Here is a 13,994-nt window from a genome sequence, read left to right as displayed (position 1 = left end):
CCCGCACCCGCCCGCCGCGCCAGGTCAGCGCAGGAGCTGGATGACCGGAGCGAAGTTCTCCATGCTGTCCTCGAGGACGGTGATGTAGCTGATGCCGTAGCGGTCGCGGCGATCGCGCAGGCGGTCGGCCATCTCCTCGGGAGTGCCCATGAGCAGGATGGGGTGATCCTCGGGCGAGTCGGCGACGTCCGGCGGCAGCGCCGGGCCGAAGATCTCCAGCACGCTCGCGCGTTCGGCGGGCGGAACCACTCGCTGCACAAGGATGTTGAACTCGACCCGGTCCAGCCGCGACCCGAGCAGCTCGCGCACGTAGGCCACGCGCTCCTCGGTTTCGGCGAGTCCGGCCATCTGCAACGGCCCGCCGTTGCGCGCGGCCGCCGCACCCGTGAAGGCGATGATGTCGGCGTGTCGCGCGGCTACACCCAGCAGTCGATCACCCCAGCCGCCGATGAGCACGGGCGGGCCCGACGGCTGCGCGGGCTGCGGCTGGTACTCCGGGTCGGCGAACAGGCTGCGCAGCGTGGTCACCGTGTTCTCCAGGTGCTCGACGCGTTTGCGGCCGCTCTCGAACGGGATGCCCGCGGTTTCGAACTCGGCCTGCACGTAACCCGCGCCGAGGCCGAGTTCGACTCGCCCATCGGTGAACTGATCGGCCCCGGCCACGTCCCGGGCCAGCAGCACGGGATTGTAGAAGGCGGTGTTGAGCACGAACGTGTTCAGCCGCACCCGCTCGGTCGCCTCGGCGGCCAGGATCATCGCGGGGAACGGCGCGGGCAAGCCGAGATGGTCGGCGACGCCGACCACGTCGAAACCCAGTTCCTCTGCCCTACGGCACTTTTCGATCCACTTCGACCGGGTTTCGGGGACCACCATGTTGACACCGAACCGGAAGGGGCGCTGCGCAGTCACGCGTCTTGTCTAGCGAACCGGGCGACGCGCGTTCACTCCGCCCCCCGACTACGCGTTGTTCAGCACTGAGTGATCGCGCCCGTGGCCACGACTATCCCGAGCAGCGCCACGATGGTCGCGGCCACCGGAACCGGACGGCGCAACGCCCGCTGGACCGACCGGGCAGGCCGCCGTTCGGCGGAGTTCGCGCCCGCGGCCCGGCGTCCGAACCAGCGCCGCACCATGGCGACCGTGGTGATGATCAGTGTCGCGATCAGCACGACGCGCTCCTCACGCGCTCGCGGCCGCGAGCGGCCCGGTCGTCCGCTGGTCCGGTCCCGCGACGATCCCGTGCTGGAGCAGGCTTTCGGCAGTGTCCAACACCGTTTCCCGGACCGGGCGCATGCTCCAGCCGAGTTCGCGACGGGCCTTCTCGGCGCTGAGCAGTTCGGTGCGTCCCAGCGTGGGCAGGGTCAGCCGAACGCCCTTGTCGAAGAGCGCGACCGCGCGCACCACCCAGTTCGGCAGCCGCCTGGTCGGAACCCGGAACCCACGCGGGCCGAACTCTTCGGCGAGGATGCGTGCCATCTCGTCCATCCAGAGGTGCTCGCCCGCGCAAATGTAGCGGTTGCCCGCGGCCGCGGGCGTCTCCAGCGCCAGGCGGTGCGCCACCGCGAGGTCGCGCACGTCCACCGTGGCCCAGCCGACCCGGGGCGTGCCGGGCATGTCCCGGGCCAGCAGCCTGCGCACGGGCTCGTGCGAGGTGCTCGTCATCGCGGACAGCACCGGGCCGAGCACCATGCCGGGATTGACGACGACCAGGTCGAACGCTTCGGCGGCGGGCAGCTTTCCGACGAAGTCCCACGCCGCCCGCTCCGCCAGCGTCTTGCTCTTCGGATAGGCCGGGCTGCGCTCGAGCACCGTCCAATCGGCCTCGGTGCGCAGCGCGTCGGCCGCGTGGCCGTAGACGATCGCGGCGATCGAGGAGGTCAGCACCACCCGGCGCACCCCACCGGCGGCGGCGCAGGCGCGCAGCACGCGCAGGGTGCCCTCGACCGCGGTGTCGATGAGCTCGCGCTCGTCGTCCGGCGGGGTCGCCGGGAACGGCGAGGCGACGTGCATGACGTCGGTGCAGCCGTTGACGGCGGCCGCCCAGCCGTCGTCGCGGTCCAGGTCGGCCCGCGCGAACTCCAGTTCGCCTCCGGTTCGCTCGGCGAGCTCGACCAAGTGCGCTCGTTTGGCAGTTGCGCCGAGATCGCGGACGGTCGCGCGCACGGCGTAGCCGTGTTCCAGCAACTCGGCGATGACCTGACCGGCGACGAATCCTGTTGCCCCGGTCACCAATACCCGTGTGCTCATGTGTTCACCCGTTTCGTGAAGTGGCTACCGCGGCACTGATCTGAGCGCCGCTCAGATAATCTAAGCACCGCATAGTTAGGCTGTCCAGCACACGTCGAATACGCTCGGATGGTGACGCGGACCAGTTATCACCACGGCGCCCTGCGCGACGCGCTGCTGGCGGCCTGCCTGCGTTTGATCGAAACCGAGGGACTCGCCGCGGTCAGCCTGCGCCGGGTGGCCCGCGAGGCCGGAGTGAGCACCGCGGCGCCCTACCACCACTTTCCCGACCGGGCCGCCTTGCTCGCGACGCTGTCCACCCAGGGCTTCCAGTCGCTCGGCGCATACTTGACCGCCGCCCGCGACGCCGCGACGACGCCCATGGGCGCTCTCGGCGCGATGGCCCGCGCCTACGTCCGGTTCTCCCGCGAGCAACCGGCCTATTTCGGGTTGATGTTCCGGCCCGAGCTGTCCCAGCCGGACAAGCATCCCGACACCATGGCGGCCGGCGACGCCGCGTTCGGCGTTCTCGCCGACGCGATCGCCGAATGTGTGCGCGCGGGGGCGCTACCCGCCGACAAAGCCGACACGCTGGCGGTCATGTTCTGGGGACTCGGGCACGGCATGGCCTCGCTGTGGCTGGACGGGCAGCTGGAAAAACGCGCGACACAGTTCGGCACCACCGCGTCGGATCTGGTGGACGATGTCATGCGGACGTTCACCATGCTGATCGAGCCCAGCACCCCGCCGCTGACCTAAAGTAGACGCCAGAGGTTTGCGGTCTGATTCTTCCCCATCGATCCGAGAGGACGACCCGGATGAACGCCCAGCTCGATCCGACGGTGCAGGAGTTCGTCGACGCGCTCAACGCAAACGATCAGGACCGGTTCTACGCGGTGCTCACCGACGACGCGACCATGTCCGACGACGGCGTGGAACGAAACCTCGCCCAGTGGACCGAAGCGGAGATCTTCGACAGCAACGGCCGCATGCGGATCGAGTCCATCGGCGACGACGGCACCGAACTGGTTGCCGACTACACCAATTCACGGTGGGGCTCGATGCGCACCAACTGGCGGTTCGTCGTGCGGGACGGCAAGGTGAGCCGCTTCGAGACCGGGCAGGCCTGAATGCCCTTGCCATCCGGCCGCCGACGTTGACATCCTGACGTTCGTGTTCGTCGCGCCCCGTTACGGCACGGGTTCCCTGGCCGATCTGTTCCCCTCGGTTCTGGCCGGACTCGGCGTCCCGGGCGCCGACGACCGCCTCGGGCTCGACCTCCACGTCGACCGGGTCTGCGTCCTGCTGATCGACGGGCTCGGCTACGAAGCGCTGGCCGCCGCTCCCGCCGCGGCGCCATTCCTGTCCGGCCTCGCGCCGATGTCGCTGACGGCCGGATTCCCGACGACGACGGCCACCAGTCTGGGCTCACTCGGCGTCGGCTCGCCGCCCGGCGAGCACGGGATCGTCGGTTACCTGCTCAACATCCCCGGCTACGATCACCTGTTGAATCCGCTGGCCTGGCGCCTGCACGGCGACCCGACCAAGGCCGATCTGCGCGCCGAGCTCGTGCCGGAGGAGTTCCAGCCGCTGCCAACGGTTTTCGAACGCGCCGCGGCCGACGGAATCGCCGTCACCCAGGTCTCGCCGCGCGATCAGGCCGGGTCCGGGCTGACCAGAGCGGTCTTCCGCGGGTGCGAATTCCGGCCCCAGGTGTCGGTCGGCGATCTCATCGCCGGTGTGGCCGATGCCTTGCGTGCCCGATCACGGTCGCTGGTCTACACCTACCACGGCTACCTCGACCTCACCGGCCACGTCCGCGGTGTCTCGTCCCGGGCCTGGGAATTGGAGCTCGCCAACGTCGACCGGCTCGCCGCCGCCGTGGCCGAACAGCTGCCGCCCGGCGCGGCGCTGCTGGTCACCGCCGATCACGGCATGGTGGAACTGGACGGACGCGTCGATTTCGACACCACGGACGCGTTGCGCGACGGCGTCCGCGAGCTGGGCGGTGAGGCCCGCGCCCGGCACGTCTACACCGTGGCCGGCGCGGCCGCCGACGTCGCGGCGACCTGGCAGGACACGCTCGGCGCCGATTTCGAGGTGCTCACCAGGGACGAGGCGGTGGCCCGCGGCTGGTTCGGCCCGAGGGTCACCCCCGCGATCGCCGAGCGCATCGGCGATCTGGTCGTGGTCGCCCGCGGGCGGCGCGGGGTCATCCGCAGCGGTATCGAGCCGTTGCAGTCGCGGTTGGTCGGCCACCATGGTTCGCTCACCCCGGCGGAGATGAACGTTCCGCTGTGCGTCTTCCGCGCCTGATCGGCGCGGCCGGGCCTTAGGGTGTACTGCGATCGCGGCGGATGTCGCCGTGCCCGAACCTTCAGGAGGAGCTCATGAACGCCACGCTGTCACGGACCGGCCGGACCGGCCTGGGGATCGCGGTGGTCGCCATGGTGCTCGCGGGCTGCAGCGATATCGAGCGCGCGCTCAACCGCGGCGGCGACACCCCGTGCAGCGAGTACATCAAGCAGGATCAGGACACCAAGCGCACGACGATCACCAAGTTCGTCAAGCAGCAGAGCAAAGACGACCGCGAACCGGCGGGCACCGTGGTGGACGCGACGATGGTGTCGGTGGAGCTGCTGTGCGGCGCTCAGGCCAACGCCGACACACCGATCAAGAACGCCGATGTAGCAGGCATTTTCATCCGCAAGTGACCGGTGCCGGTCAGCGCGGCGGATGGGCGGCCAGCCAGTCCGCCGCCCGCCTGCGCGAGGCCCGGGCCAACCAGGCGTCCTGGATCACCTCGGTGAGCTCCTGGCGGCTCAATTCGCCGATCCGGCTGGCGCGCAGCAGCACCGAGGGATGCCCGTCGAAGTGTCGGGTGGTGAAGAACGGCGAGTCCGGGTCCTGCACCAGCGCCTGCTTGTCCGACTCCGACGGCACCCAGAACACGATGACGTCGGCGTATCGCTCGCCGGTCACCGGATCCACCGCGTCCGGACGCGGATTCCGGAAGAACACGAACGACTTCCCCCCGACCTGGTAGATCGGGTTGCCCCGCGGTCCATCGATGCGTGTCACGTGCGGCATGCCGGAGGCCACCTCGTGCACGTCGGCGAGACGCGCCCGCCGCGAAACGGTCGCCATGGACAGCAAGCCTAAGTCGCCGACCCTGCTGCCCAAAACCCATAGCGACCGACCGGTCTGTGTCAGTGTGACACGCTCCCAACCGGCGTCCGCCACAATGAGAGAGCGAAGATGAACTCACACGACGACGATGGGTCTTCCACGTGGCGCAGTTCCGCACCCTTACCGAGCAGCGGACCGAACTGGAACGAGAATGGGAGCGCTGGGCGACAGCTCCACACACCACACCCCCGCCCGCACCCCGGAACACCGTGCTGCGCAATGACGTGGCGCAATCCTGGCGGCGGTCACTGCGCACCGTCGACCCCGGTCGCACCGTCGCGCCCGGAGTGGACGACGTCGCCGATCGGTGGGCCGCGTCCCCGCTGCGCGCACCCGTGACGACGCTGGCGGGCGAGTTGCGTGACCTCACCGAGGACTCCGGTTACCTGGCCGTGGTCACCGACCCCGCCGGCACCGTCCTGTGGTCCTGCGGTGACCGCGCGCTGCGCAGGCAGGCCGAGCAGGTGAACTTCGCGCCCGGCGGCTGCTGGAACGAAAGCCACATGGGCACCAACGGCGTGGCGCTCTCGCTGCACAGCGAGCGCTCGGCGTCGGTGTTCTCCGCCGAGCATCTGGTCGCCGCGCTGCACGGCTGGGTGTGCTACTGCGCCCCGATCCACGGGCCCGACGGCAGAGTGGCGGGCGTGCTCGATTTGTCCAGCTACTGGGACCGATCCCATCCGGCGGTGCTCACCTCGGTCCGAGCGCTGGCCACGGCGGCGGAGACTCTACTGCGCACCGCCGCGCCCGCACCCGCACCGGGAGTGCGGTTGGAATGCCTCGGCACCGCCCGCCTGACACGGGACGGCAAACCGCTGCGGCTGCCGCCCCGGCAGCTGGAGATCCTCGCGCTGCTGGCGCTCCAGCCGGACGGCTTCACCCCCGAGCAGTTGCACGACGCCATCTATGGCGATCGCTCGGTCTCCAGCAGCACCCTGAAGGCCGACGTCTCGCATCTGCGCCGTGCCACCGGCGGCGAAATCAGCAATCGGCGTTACGTTCTGACCGGCCAGGTGGCCTGCGACGCCGTCGACCTGCTCGCTGCCATCCGGTCGGGCGACACCACCTCGGCGGTCCGGCTGTATCGCGGTCCGCTGTTGCCCGGATCGGAGACTCCCGGCGTGCTGCAGTGGCGTCACTATCTCGACGTGGGCGTGCGGGCCGCCGTGCTCGCCAGTGACCGCGCCGAGCACGCGGTGTCCTTCGGCGAGCGTGCCCCGGCCGACATCGAGGTGCACGAGCACGCGTTGCGATTGTTGCCGCGCGACGACGTCCGCCGTGCGGTGGTAGCCGCCCGGCTGCACACCGCCTTGCACGACTAGCCGTTCGCACCAACCTCGCGCCAACCTCGGCCGACCATAGTGGGCCCGATCCGAGAGATCTGCGAGGAATCATGACCTACACCAGAGCGGGGACGGGCCTTCGGCATCGTCGACTATCCGACCCCCTACGCCCACGCCATCGGCGCCCGGCCGACGGCGCGGCGCTGGCGCGGCGAGTCCGCCGGGTGGATATCACCGACCGCGCCAGGATCGTGCTGCGCCGCACGATCGAACAGCACGGCGCGGTGCTGTTCCACCAGTCCGGCGGATATCGCGACGGGAACTCGCCGACGTGCCTGCCCATCCGCCAGGCCCGGATCGGCGGCGCGGACGTGCTGTTGGGCAGTCTGCCCTGGCACACCGAATTCTGGGTCAGCGCAGAGCAGTACGAACGCTGGAAGCACACCCATCTGACCTTGGACGTGATCGACGGACACGGCGGCGGCTCGCCCGAGGACACGCACTTCGTCATCAGGACACGGCTGCTCACCGACGAGGAAGCAGCGGCGCTGGCGGACGGGGGGCCGCCGCGCACCGGAGCCGACCGGTTGGCTTGAGCTGCGTCAGCGAACCGGCGGGGCGTCCGCCCGGGTGGGCACGACCACCCGGGCGGAGCGCGTGCGTCAGCGTCCGGGCAGGATGCGCAGAACGCGGGCGATCACCATCAGGAACGGCTGCCACTTGCCCTTCGGGAACAACTTCGGCGCATCGAGATTCAGGAACCGGGTCACCACGATGGACTGCGGTTCGGTGAACTTCAGCAAGCCATCGGGACCATGACGGCGGCCGACACCGGAGATGCCCATGCCGCCCATCGGAGCCGCGGTGGTGCCCCAGGCCGGTGCGTAACCTTCGTCCACGCACACGGTGCCCGCGTGCAACCGCGCCGCGATGCGTTCACCCTCGGACTTGCTCGCCGCCCACACCGAGGCATTGAGGCCGTACTCGGTGTCATTGGCCAGCCGCACGGCCTCCTCGACACTGTCGACGGGATAGATCGACACCAGCGGGCCGAAGGTTTCGTTGCGGCCGCACTCCATCTCGTCGGTCACCTCCGCCAGCACGGTGGGCTCGAAGAACAGCGGACCCAGGTCCGGGCGGGCGTTGCCGCCGGTCAGCACTTTCGCGCCCTTGGCGGTGGCGTCCGCGATGTGCTTGGACACCGTCTCCAGCTGCGCTTCGGAGATGAGGCTGCCGATGTCGGCCGAATAGTCATAGGCGGCACCGAGTTTCGCGGCGTTCACCGCGGCGACGAATTTCTCGGTGAACGCCTCGGCGACGTCCCGCTCGACGTAGAGCCGCTCGATGGAGATGCAGAGCTGTCCGGCGTTGGAGAAGCAGGCGCGCACGGCGGCCTTGGCGGCCTTGTCCAGGTCGGCGCCCTTGGCGACGATCATCGGATTCTTGCCGCCGAGTTCGGCCGAGAATCCGATCAGCCTGCGGCCGCACTGCTCGGCCAGGTGGCGCCCGGTTTGCGAGGATCCGGTGAACATCAGGTAGCCGCACGCGTCGACGATCGCGGTGCCGACCACGGCGCCAGGGCCGGGCACGACCGCGAGCAGCTCACGCGGCAGACCCGCCTGGTAGAGCAATTCGGCGCCGGCCAGCGTGGAGAACGGAGTCTGGCTGTCGGGTTTGACCACGACGGCGTTGCCCGCGATGAGCGCCGGAATGGAATCGCCGATCGACAGCAGCAGCGGGTAGTTCCACGGCGCGATGACGCCGACCACGCCCTTGGGCTGGTAACGAACCGACGCGCGGTTGAGCACCGGGAAGGCTCCCCGCACCCGGTGGCCGCCCAGCAAGCGAGGTGCGACCTTGGCGAAGTAGCGGGCCGCGAACATCAGGCCCATGATTTCTTCCTGCGCCGCCCAGCGCGCTTTGCCCGTCTCGGCCTGCACCACGTCCATCAGGAACTCGCGGTGCCGCACCACCAGCGCCCGATAGCGCTCCAGCACCGCGGCACGTTCGGCCACCGGCAGCGCCGCCCAGCGCTCCTGCGCCGCGCGGGCCTTGTCGAAGGCGGCCGTGACGTCGGACGCGGTGCCCACCGGCACGCTGCCCAGCGGGTTGCCGGTGAACGTCTCCGCGATCGTCTTGTGCTGCCGTTCGGTGGGCGCCTCGATCGCGGCCAGCGCGCTCAGGCGGTCGAATACGTCGGCTTCCGGCGCGGGCATCGTCGCCTCCTACTTGTGAGTAACTCCGGGATACATACAATCTACGCCGTTCGCCGCCCGCCATGAACCCGCTGCAGCGACACCAGCCGTGTCGGCACCGCGGCGGCGGCCACGCGCAGCCCGGCGCCGAACGCCACGCGATTCAGTTATGCACCAAGGCAATAACTTTCGCCCGCTCTGTCGATCACCCACGACTGACCGGCCCGAGTCAAATCGAGTCCCGCTCAGCGGGACAGGACCCCCGGATGTCCGGGTTCGTGGATTACCTTGTGCGGATGTTCAGAGCGAGGCTCGGGGTCCGCACCCGGATTCTGGCGATCGCGCTCATCCCGAGCCTGACTCTGCTTGTCGTCGGCGTGGGCGCTGCGAGCTATCTGGTGGCCGAGGGAACCAAGGCGAAGGACTGGGCCGCGGAGAACCAGAAGGCCATCCCCTCGACCAGGGAACTGATGGAGGCGGTCCAACTGGAACGCCACCTCACCCTCGCCCAGCTCGCCGGCGACGGCGCCGTCGCGCCCGCCCTCGGCACCGCGCGGACGCGGCTGGACGCGGCCCTGCGCGGCCTCGTCGAGGCGTCCGAGGGCATCCGCGACGTCGACGACTCGAAACTCGGTGACAACGTCGCCAATTTCACCACGCTCACCCAGAATTTGACGGCGGTGCGTTCCGGCGCCGACGCGGCCGCGCTGCCGCCCGCGGACGCCTACCTGTTCTTCAACCGGCTGCTCGACGTGATCTCGGTGGGCACCAAAGTCGCCGAGCAGACCGCGCCCGACAGCGAAATCGCCATCCGCATCGCCACCGGGATGCGCTTGTTCAACGCCACCGAGGCGATGGCCCGCAGCGACGCGCTCGGCGCGATATTCAGCGACCCGGCCACTCCCCCACTCATCCCGGTGGAGGAATACCTCCGGCAGATCGGCTTCTACCACACCGAGATCAGCGCGCTCAGCGCCGAACTCGAGGGCGCGGAGCAGCGGCACCTCCAAGCACTGACCGCGGGGACGGCCTGGCAGCAGCTCACCGCGATGGAGAACGCCATCGCTCAGCGCGCTATGGCGCCCGCCCCGACTCCGACCGGTTCGACCAGCTCCAGCACGTCCGGCAGCGGCGCGCGTCCCACGGGTCCGCCCCCGTTGCCGTTGAGCACGCAGGAATGGCACAGCGCCGCCGCGGAAGTCAGCCGCGGCCTCATCGACGCGTGGACCGCGCACAATCGGGCCTCGCAGAGCCTCGCCGAGGACAAAGCGGCCGCCGCGGCGACCAGGTCCGCTGTCGCGGGCGGCGGCGTGCTCCTGGTCAGCGGGCTGGCGTTTCTCATCGCGGTGGTCATCGCCAACCGCGTCATCCGCCGGCTGAAGCGGCTACGCGGCGAGACACTCGCGCTGGCCGACGAGCGCCTGCCGGACATGATGCGCAGGTTGCGCGACGGCGAAACCGTCGATGCGACCGCCGAATCCCCCGACTTGGACTACGGCCACGACGAGATCGGCCAGGTCGCCAAGGCTTTCCAGCACGCGCACTCCACCGCCGTCGCCGCCGCGGTGGCCGAAGCCCGCACCCGCGAAGGCGTGAAGGCGGTGTTCCTGAACATCGCCCACCGCAGCCAGATCGTGGTGCACCGGCAGCTGGAGATCCTCGACGAGGCCGAGCAGCGGCAGGAAGACCCGGTCCTGCTCGACACGCTCTTCCGCCTCGACCATCTGGCCACCCGGGAGCGGCGCAACGCCGAGAACCTCACCATTCTCGGCGGCGGCAAGCCGGGCAGGCAGTGGCGCAACCCTGTTCCGCTGGTCGACGTAGTGCGCAGCGCGGTCGGCGAGACGCTGGACTACCCCAGAGTCCGGGTGGCCCGGCTGCCGGAGACCCAGGTGCTCGGCGCCGTGGTCGCCGACCTCATCCACCTGCTCGCCGAACTGGTGGACAACGCCACCTCGTTCTCGCCGCCGCAATCGCGGGTGGAAGTGACCGGCAACGTCGTCGGCAAGGGCGTGGTGGTCGAGATCGCCGATCAGGGCATGGGCATGTCCGAGGCCGAGGTGGCCAAGACGAACGACATGCTGCGCAACCCACCCGACTTCGGGGTCGCCGCCTTGTCGGCCGATTCCCGGCTCGGATTGTTCGTGGTCGCCCAGCTGGCCGCGCGCCACGGCATCGCGGTGCGGCTGTCGGATTCCGACTACGGCGGGATCAAGGCGATCGTGATCATCCCGACCGCGCTCATCACCGGCGACCCCGACACGCCGCCGACACCGGCGGAACTCACCGATCCGGGCAGTCGCCGCGGCGTCACCGCAGCGCCCGCGGAGGCGGCGGACCCTACCCCGAGCGGCACGTTCTCCGTGGCGACGGCGGCCAACGGGTCGGCGGCGCCCCGCTACGGACCTCGGCCGTTCACCGAGGCGCCGCCGGAACCGGGCCCGGACGGCCGCCCCGCGCTGCCCCGGCGAAATCGACAGACCAATCTCGCACCGCAATTGGCGCAAGCGGTCCAGGAGCATGCCGCGACCGCGCCCGCACGCTCCGCCGAACAGGCCCGCGATCTGATGTCCGCCATCGAGAACGGGACGCGGCAGGGCCGTCGCGCCATCATTTCCGATGAACAGGAAGGCTAGGGGTGTCCATTTCTCCCGCAGGTGATCTCAACTGGCTGCTGGACGATCTCGTCGACCGGCTGGCGGGCGTGCGCCACGCGGTGGTGCTGTCCACCGATGGTCTACTACTCGGCCGCTCCAGCGGCATGAGCCGCGAGGACGCCGAACACTTCGGCGCGATGTCCTCGGCGCTCTACGGGCTGGCGCGCAGTGCGGGCAACCGGTTCGACGGCGGCGGCGTCCGCCAGGCCGTCATCGAACTCGACCGCGCGGTGCTGTTCGTCACCTCCGCGGGCGACAACGCTTGCCTGGCATTGCAAGCCGCCGAGTCGGCGAATCTCGGCATGGTGGCCTACGAGATGAACCTGACCGTCCAGCGCGTCGGCAGCTACCTGTCCACCACACCGCGGCAGGACCTCGTCGGACAGGTCGAACCGAACCTGCCATGACCGACCCGCGTGAGCCCTGGTTCGACGAAGCGGCAGGTCCGCTGGTGCGTCCCTACGCGCTCACGCGCGGACGAACCACCAGCTCCGGCCCCGAGCTGGATATGCTCACGTCGGTGGTCGTTGACCACTCCGCACCCGCCCCGCGACGTTTCGAACCGGAGTACGTGGATATTCTTCGGCTATGCCGGGTTTCACAGACCGTCGCCGAAGTGTCCGCACAGTTGCGGTTGCCGCTTGCGGTGACCAAGATCCTCGTCGGTGATCTGATCGGCGATGGGCAATTGATCTTCCGTGCCCCCGTTCCGACGGAGGCCGGCCCTGATGACCTCAAGATATTGCGAGCGGTACTGGATGGAATCCGTAAAATTTGACCCGAGCGGCACGCCGCAGCTGGCCGCGTCGGTCAAGATCCTCGTCGCCGGCGGGTTCGGCGTGGGCAAGACCACTTTGGTGTCGGCGATCAGCGAATGCGCGCCCTTGCGCACCGAAGAACTGATCACCGAGATGAGCACCGGCATCGACGACCTCTCCGGCGTCGAGCAGAAGTCCACGACCACGGTCGCGCTGGACTTCGGCAGACTCACCATCGACCGCAACCTGGTGCTCTATCTGTTCGGCACCCCTGGCCAGGACCGGTTCTGGTTCCTGTGGGACGAGCTGGCGCGCGGCGCCCTGGGCGCGGTCGTCCTCGCGGACACCCGCAGGCTGGGCAACTCCTTTGCCGCCGTGGACTTCTTCGAGCGCCGCGGCCTGCCCTTCATGGTCGGGGTGAACTGCTTCGACGGCGCACCGCGCTACACGATCGATGAAGTGCGCGACGCACTCGACCTCGACACGGTCACCCCGGTGATGCTGTGCGACGCCCGTGACCGCAGCTCCTGCAAGAGCGTGCTGCTGACCCTAGTCGAGCATCTGATCCAACGCGCGCAGCGCGCGCAGGTCACCACCTGAGCGGGACTTCGCCCGCGCAACTACTACCCGTCCTCCGCGACCGAGTCAGCGCCCTGCGGCCGGGCGCAGGGCTGCTGATTCGAGGGGCAGCGAGCGCGGTTGCGCGGCTGGTAGTTCGGCGCTCCAGCGATCACACCTGTCGCAGCCAGGCGACGAACAGCAGCGCTCCGCCCGCGGCCAAAACGGCGGCGGCCGGAACGGGCCACCACGGACCGTTGCGGCCCAGCAGGCCGCGGGTGAGTCGCACTTGGAACGCGCCGAGCCCGGCCAGGACCAGCAGCCATACCGGCAGCAGGCCGACGCCGAGAACGGCGTGCACCGCCCACGCGCCCGCCAATGACGGTCCGCCCCAGGACCCTCCGAGATTGTCTGCCGCGAACAGCGGATAGCAGATCCCCCTGATCGCGGCCACCACCGCCAGGAACGCGAGAAACCAGCACAGCAGGCCGACCGCACCGCTGAGCACCGAGTGCGATACCGACCGTGCGACCGAGAACTTATGCGGCAGAACGGATTCGCCGAGCATCCGCCGCGGCACCCGCAGCCGGGTCGGAATCCGCCGTATCGCCAGCGGCAACGCCCACAGCGCATATCCCGCATACCGAAGGAGTGCCCGAAGCCACGACATAGCGCCGACGGTAGCGCTGTTCGGCCCGCGATTCACCCCAGCAGACCGGCGTTCACCAGATCGTCGAACAACAACTGGTCGACCGGCGGAACGAGAGCGCGATCGGCGTAGCGGAACCACGCGACCTCTTCGATCTCGCTGCTCGCGGCCAGCGTTCCGCGATAGTCGGCGGTGTAGCAGCTCATCCGCACCACCGCGGCGTCCGCGGGGCCGTGCACGGCTTCGTACGTGCCCACGTGCGCGACGGTCTCGGGCAGCAGCGCGACGGTGAGCTCCTCCTCGATCTCCCGTGTCAGCGTCTGGATGTCGGACTCGCCGCCCTCGCGTTTGCCGCCGGGGATATAGAAGACGTCCTTGCCGCGCGGTCTGGCGCACAGGATCCGTCCGCCCTCGATCCGCACCCACGCCACCGTGTCGATCAACTGCCGCACTCGCCCGTCCGCCACTGCCGCAGCCTA

At 69.6% G+C, this 13,994-nt stretch carries 17 protein-coding genes; 10 read left to right on the top strand and 7 right to left on the bottom strand.

Features of this window, described 5'->3' with window-relative positions; genetic code table 11:
- Window positions 1-24: 24 nt before the first annotated feature.
- From ON34_RS12730 to ON34_RS12720, 3 genes are read right to left on the bottom strand one after another with little or no spacing between them, the layout of a single operon-like run.
- A complete protein-coding gene (locus ON34_RS12730) occupies window positions 25-909 on the bottom strand; it encodes an LLM class F420-dependent oxidoreductase (RefSeq protein ID WP_040778807.1) in 885 nt (294 codons plus the stop codon).
- 59 nt (window positions 910-968) lie between these two features.
- Window positions 969-1,169, bottom strand: coding sequence for a hypothetical protein (locus ON34_RS12725; protein ID WP_040778805.1), 201 nt, complete (start codon window positions 1,167-1,169; stop codon window positions 969-971).
- A 10-nt stretch (window positions 1,170-1,179) separates the two neighbouring features.
- Complete coding sequence (locus ON34_RS12720; RefSeq protein WP_040778802.1) at window positions 1,180-2,247, bottom strand: SDR family oxidoreductase; 1,068 nt, start codon at window positions 2,245-2,247, stop codon at window positions 1,180-1,182.
- 108 nt (window positions 2,248-2,355) lie between these two features.
- On the opposite strand from ON34_RS12720, the gene ON34_RS12715 reads away from it, so the two are divergent.
- From ON34_RS12715 to ON34_RS12700, 4 genes are all read left to right on the top strand, one after another.
- Window positions 2,356-2,985, top strand: coding sequence for a TetR/AcrR family transcriptional regulator (locus tag ON34_RS12715; protein WP_040778799.1), 630 nt, complete (start codon window positions 2,356-2,358; stop codon window positions 2,983-2,985).
- 59 nt (window positions 2,986-3,044) lie between these two features.
- A complete protein-coding gene (locus ON34_RS12710) occupies window positions 3,045-3,356 on the top strand; it encodes a nuclear transport factor 2 family protein (protein WP_040778797.1) in 312 nt (103 codons plus the stop codon).
- A 43-nt stretch (window positions 3,357-3,399) separates the two neighbouring features.
- Window positions 3,400-4,542 (top strand): alkaline phosphatase family protein, encoded by a 1,143-nt coding sequence (locus ON34_RS12705; protein ID WP_051022437.1) that lies wholly within the window; start codon window positions 3,400-3,402, stop codon window positions 4,540-4,542.
- A gap of 74 nt (window positions 4,543-4,616) precedes the next feature.
- Window positions 4,617-4,940 carry a hypothetical protein gene (locus tag ON34_RS12700; protein ID WP_040778795.1) on the top strand — a complete coding sequence of 108 codons (324 nt, stop codon included), beginning with the start codon at window positions 4,617-4,619 and terminating at the stop codon, window positions 4,938-4,940.
- A 10-nt stretch (window positions 4,941-4,950) separates the two neighbouring features.
- On the opposite strand, the gene ON34_RS12695 is transcribed toward ON34_RS12700, so the two are convergent.
- Window positions 4,951-5,373 (bottom strand): MmcQ/YjbR family DNA-binding protein, encoded by a 423-nt coding sequence (locus ON34_RS12695; RefSeq protein WP_040778791.1) that lies wholly within the window; start codon window positions 5,371-5,373, stop codon window positions 4,951-4,953.
- A 143-nt stretch (window positions 5,374-5,516) separates the two neighbouring features.
- Here ON34_RS12695 and ON34_RS12690 point away from each other — a divergent pair, with 143 nt between their 5' ends.
- Both ON34_RS12690 and ON34_RS12685 read left to right on the top strand, forming a co-directional pair.
- Window positions 5,517-6,737: an AfsR/SARP family transcriptional regulator gene (locus tag ON34_RS12690; RefSeq protein WP_040778789.1), complete on the top strand. Its 1,221-nt coding sequence runs from the start codon at window positions 5,517-5,519 to the stop codon at window positions 6,735-6,737.
- 71 nt (window positions 6,738-6,808) lie between these two features.
- Window positions 6,809-7,294: a DUF779 domain-containing protein gene (locus tag ON34_RS12685; protein WP_083889362.1), complete on the top strand. Its 486-nt coding sequence runs from the start codon at window positions 6,809-6,811 to the stop codon at window positions 7,292-7,294.
- A gap of 66 nt (window positions 7,295-7,360) precedes the next feature.
- On the opposite strand, the gene ON34_RS12680 is transcribed toward ON34_RS12685, so the two are convergent.
- Complete coding sequence (locus tag ON34_RS12680; RefSeq protein WP_040778787.1) at window positions 7,361-8,914, bottom strand: succinic semialdehyde dehydrogenase; 1,554 nt, start codon at window positions 8,912-8,914, stop codon at window positions 7,361-7,363.
- A gap of 275 nt (window positions 8,915-9,189) precedes the next feature.
- Between ON34_RS12680 and ON34_RS12675 the strand changes: the two genes are divergently transcribed.
- Genes ON34_RS12675 through ON34_RS12660 form a run of 4 tightly spaced genes read left to right on the top strand, consistent with a single transcriptional unit; the run spans window position 9,190 to window position 12,908 of the window.
- Window positions 9,190-11,529, top strand: coding sequence for a sensor histidine kinase (locus tag ON34_RS12675; protein WP_040779042.1), 2,340 nt, complete (start codon window positions 9,190-9,192; stop codon window positions 11,527-11,529).
- Window positions 11,530-11,531: 2 nt separating this feature from the next.
- Window positions 11,532-11,957, top strand: a complete 426-nt coding sequence (locus tag ON34_RS12670) for a roadblock/LC7 domain-containing protein (protein WP_040778785.1) — start codon at window positions 11,532-11,534, stop codon at window positions 11,955-11,957.
- Complete coding sequence (locus ON34_RS12665; RefSeq protein WP_040778783.1) at window positions 11,954-12,328, top strand: DUF742 domain-containing protein; 375 nt, start codon at window positions 11,954-11,956, stop codon at window positions 12,326-12,328. The genes ON34_RS12670 and ON34_RS12665 overlap by 4 nt, the downstream gene beginning before the upstream one ends.
- Window positions 12,309-12,908, top strand: coding sequence for a GTP-binding protein (locus ON34_RS12660; protein ID WP_040778781.1), 600 nt, complete (start codon window positions 12,309-12,311; stop codon window positions 12,906-12,908). The genes ON34_RS12665 and ON34_RS12660 overlap by 20 nt, the downstream gene beginning before the upstream one ends.
- A gap of 130 nt (window positions 12,909-13,038) precedes the next feature.
- Here the strand turns inward: ON34_RS12660 and ON34_RS12655 are convergent, their stop codons facing one another.
- Together ON34_RS12655 and ON34_RS12650 are read right to left on the bottom strand one after the other, a co-directional pair.
- Entirely contained in the window at window positions 13,039-13,536 is a 498-nt protein-coding gene (locus ON34_RS12655) for a hypothetical protein (protein ID WP_040778779.1), read from the bottom strand.
- 32 nt (window positions 13,537-13,568) lie between these two features.
- Complete coding sequence (locus ON34_RS12650) at window positions 13,569-13,982, bottom strand: NUDIX hydrolase (RefSeq protein ID WP_083889360.1); 414 nt, start codon at window positions 13,980-13,982, stop codon at window positions 13,569-13,571.
- Window positions 13,983-13,994 lie beyond the last annotated feature (12 nt).

The organism is Nocardia pneumoniae NBRC 100136 (assembly GCF_000308755.1).
In the GTDB taxonomy this organism is placed as follows: domain Bacteria; phylum Actinomycetota; class Actinomycetes; order Mycobacteriales; family Mycobacteriaceae; genus Nocardia; species Nocardia pneumoniae.
The sequence above is the reverse complement of the archived record's forward strand: the minus strand, read 5'-3'. Positions and strand labels throughout refer to the sequence as shown.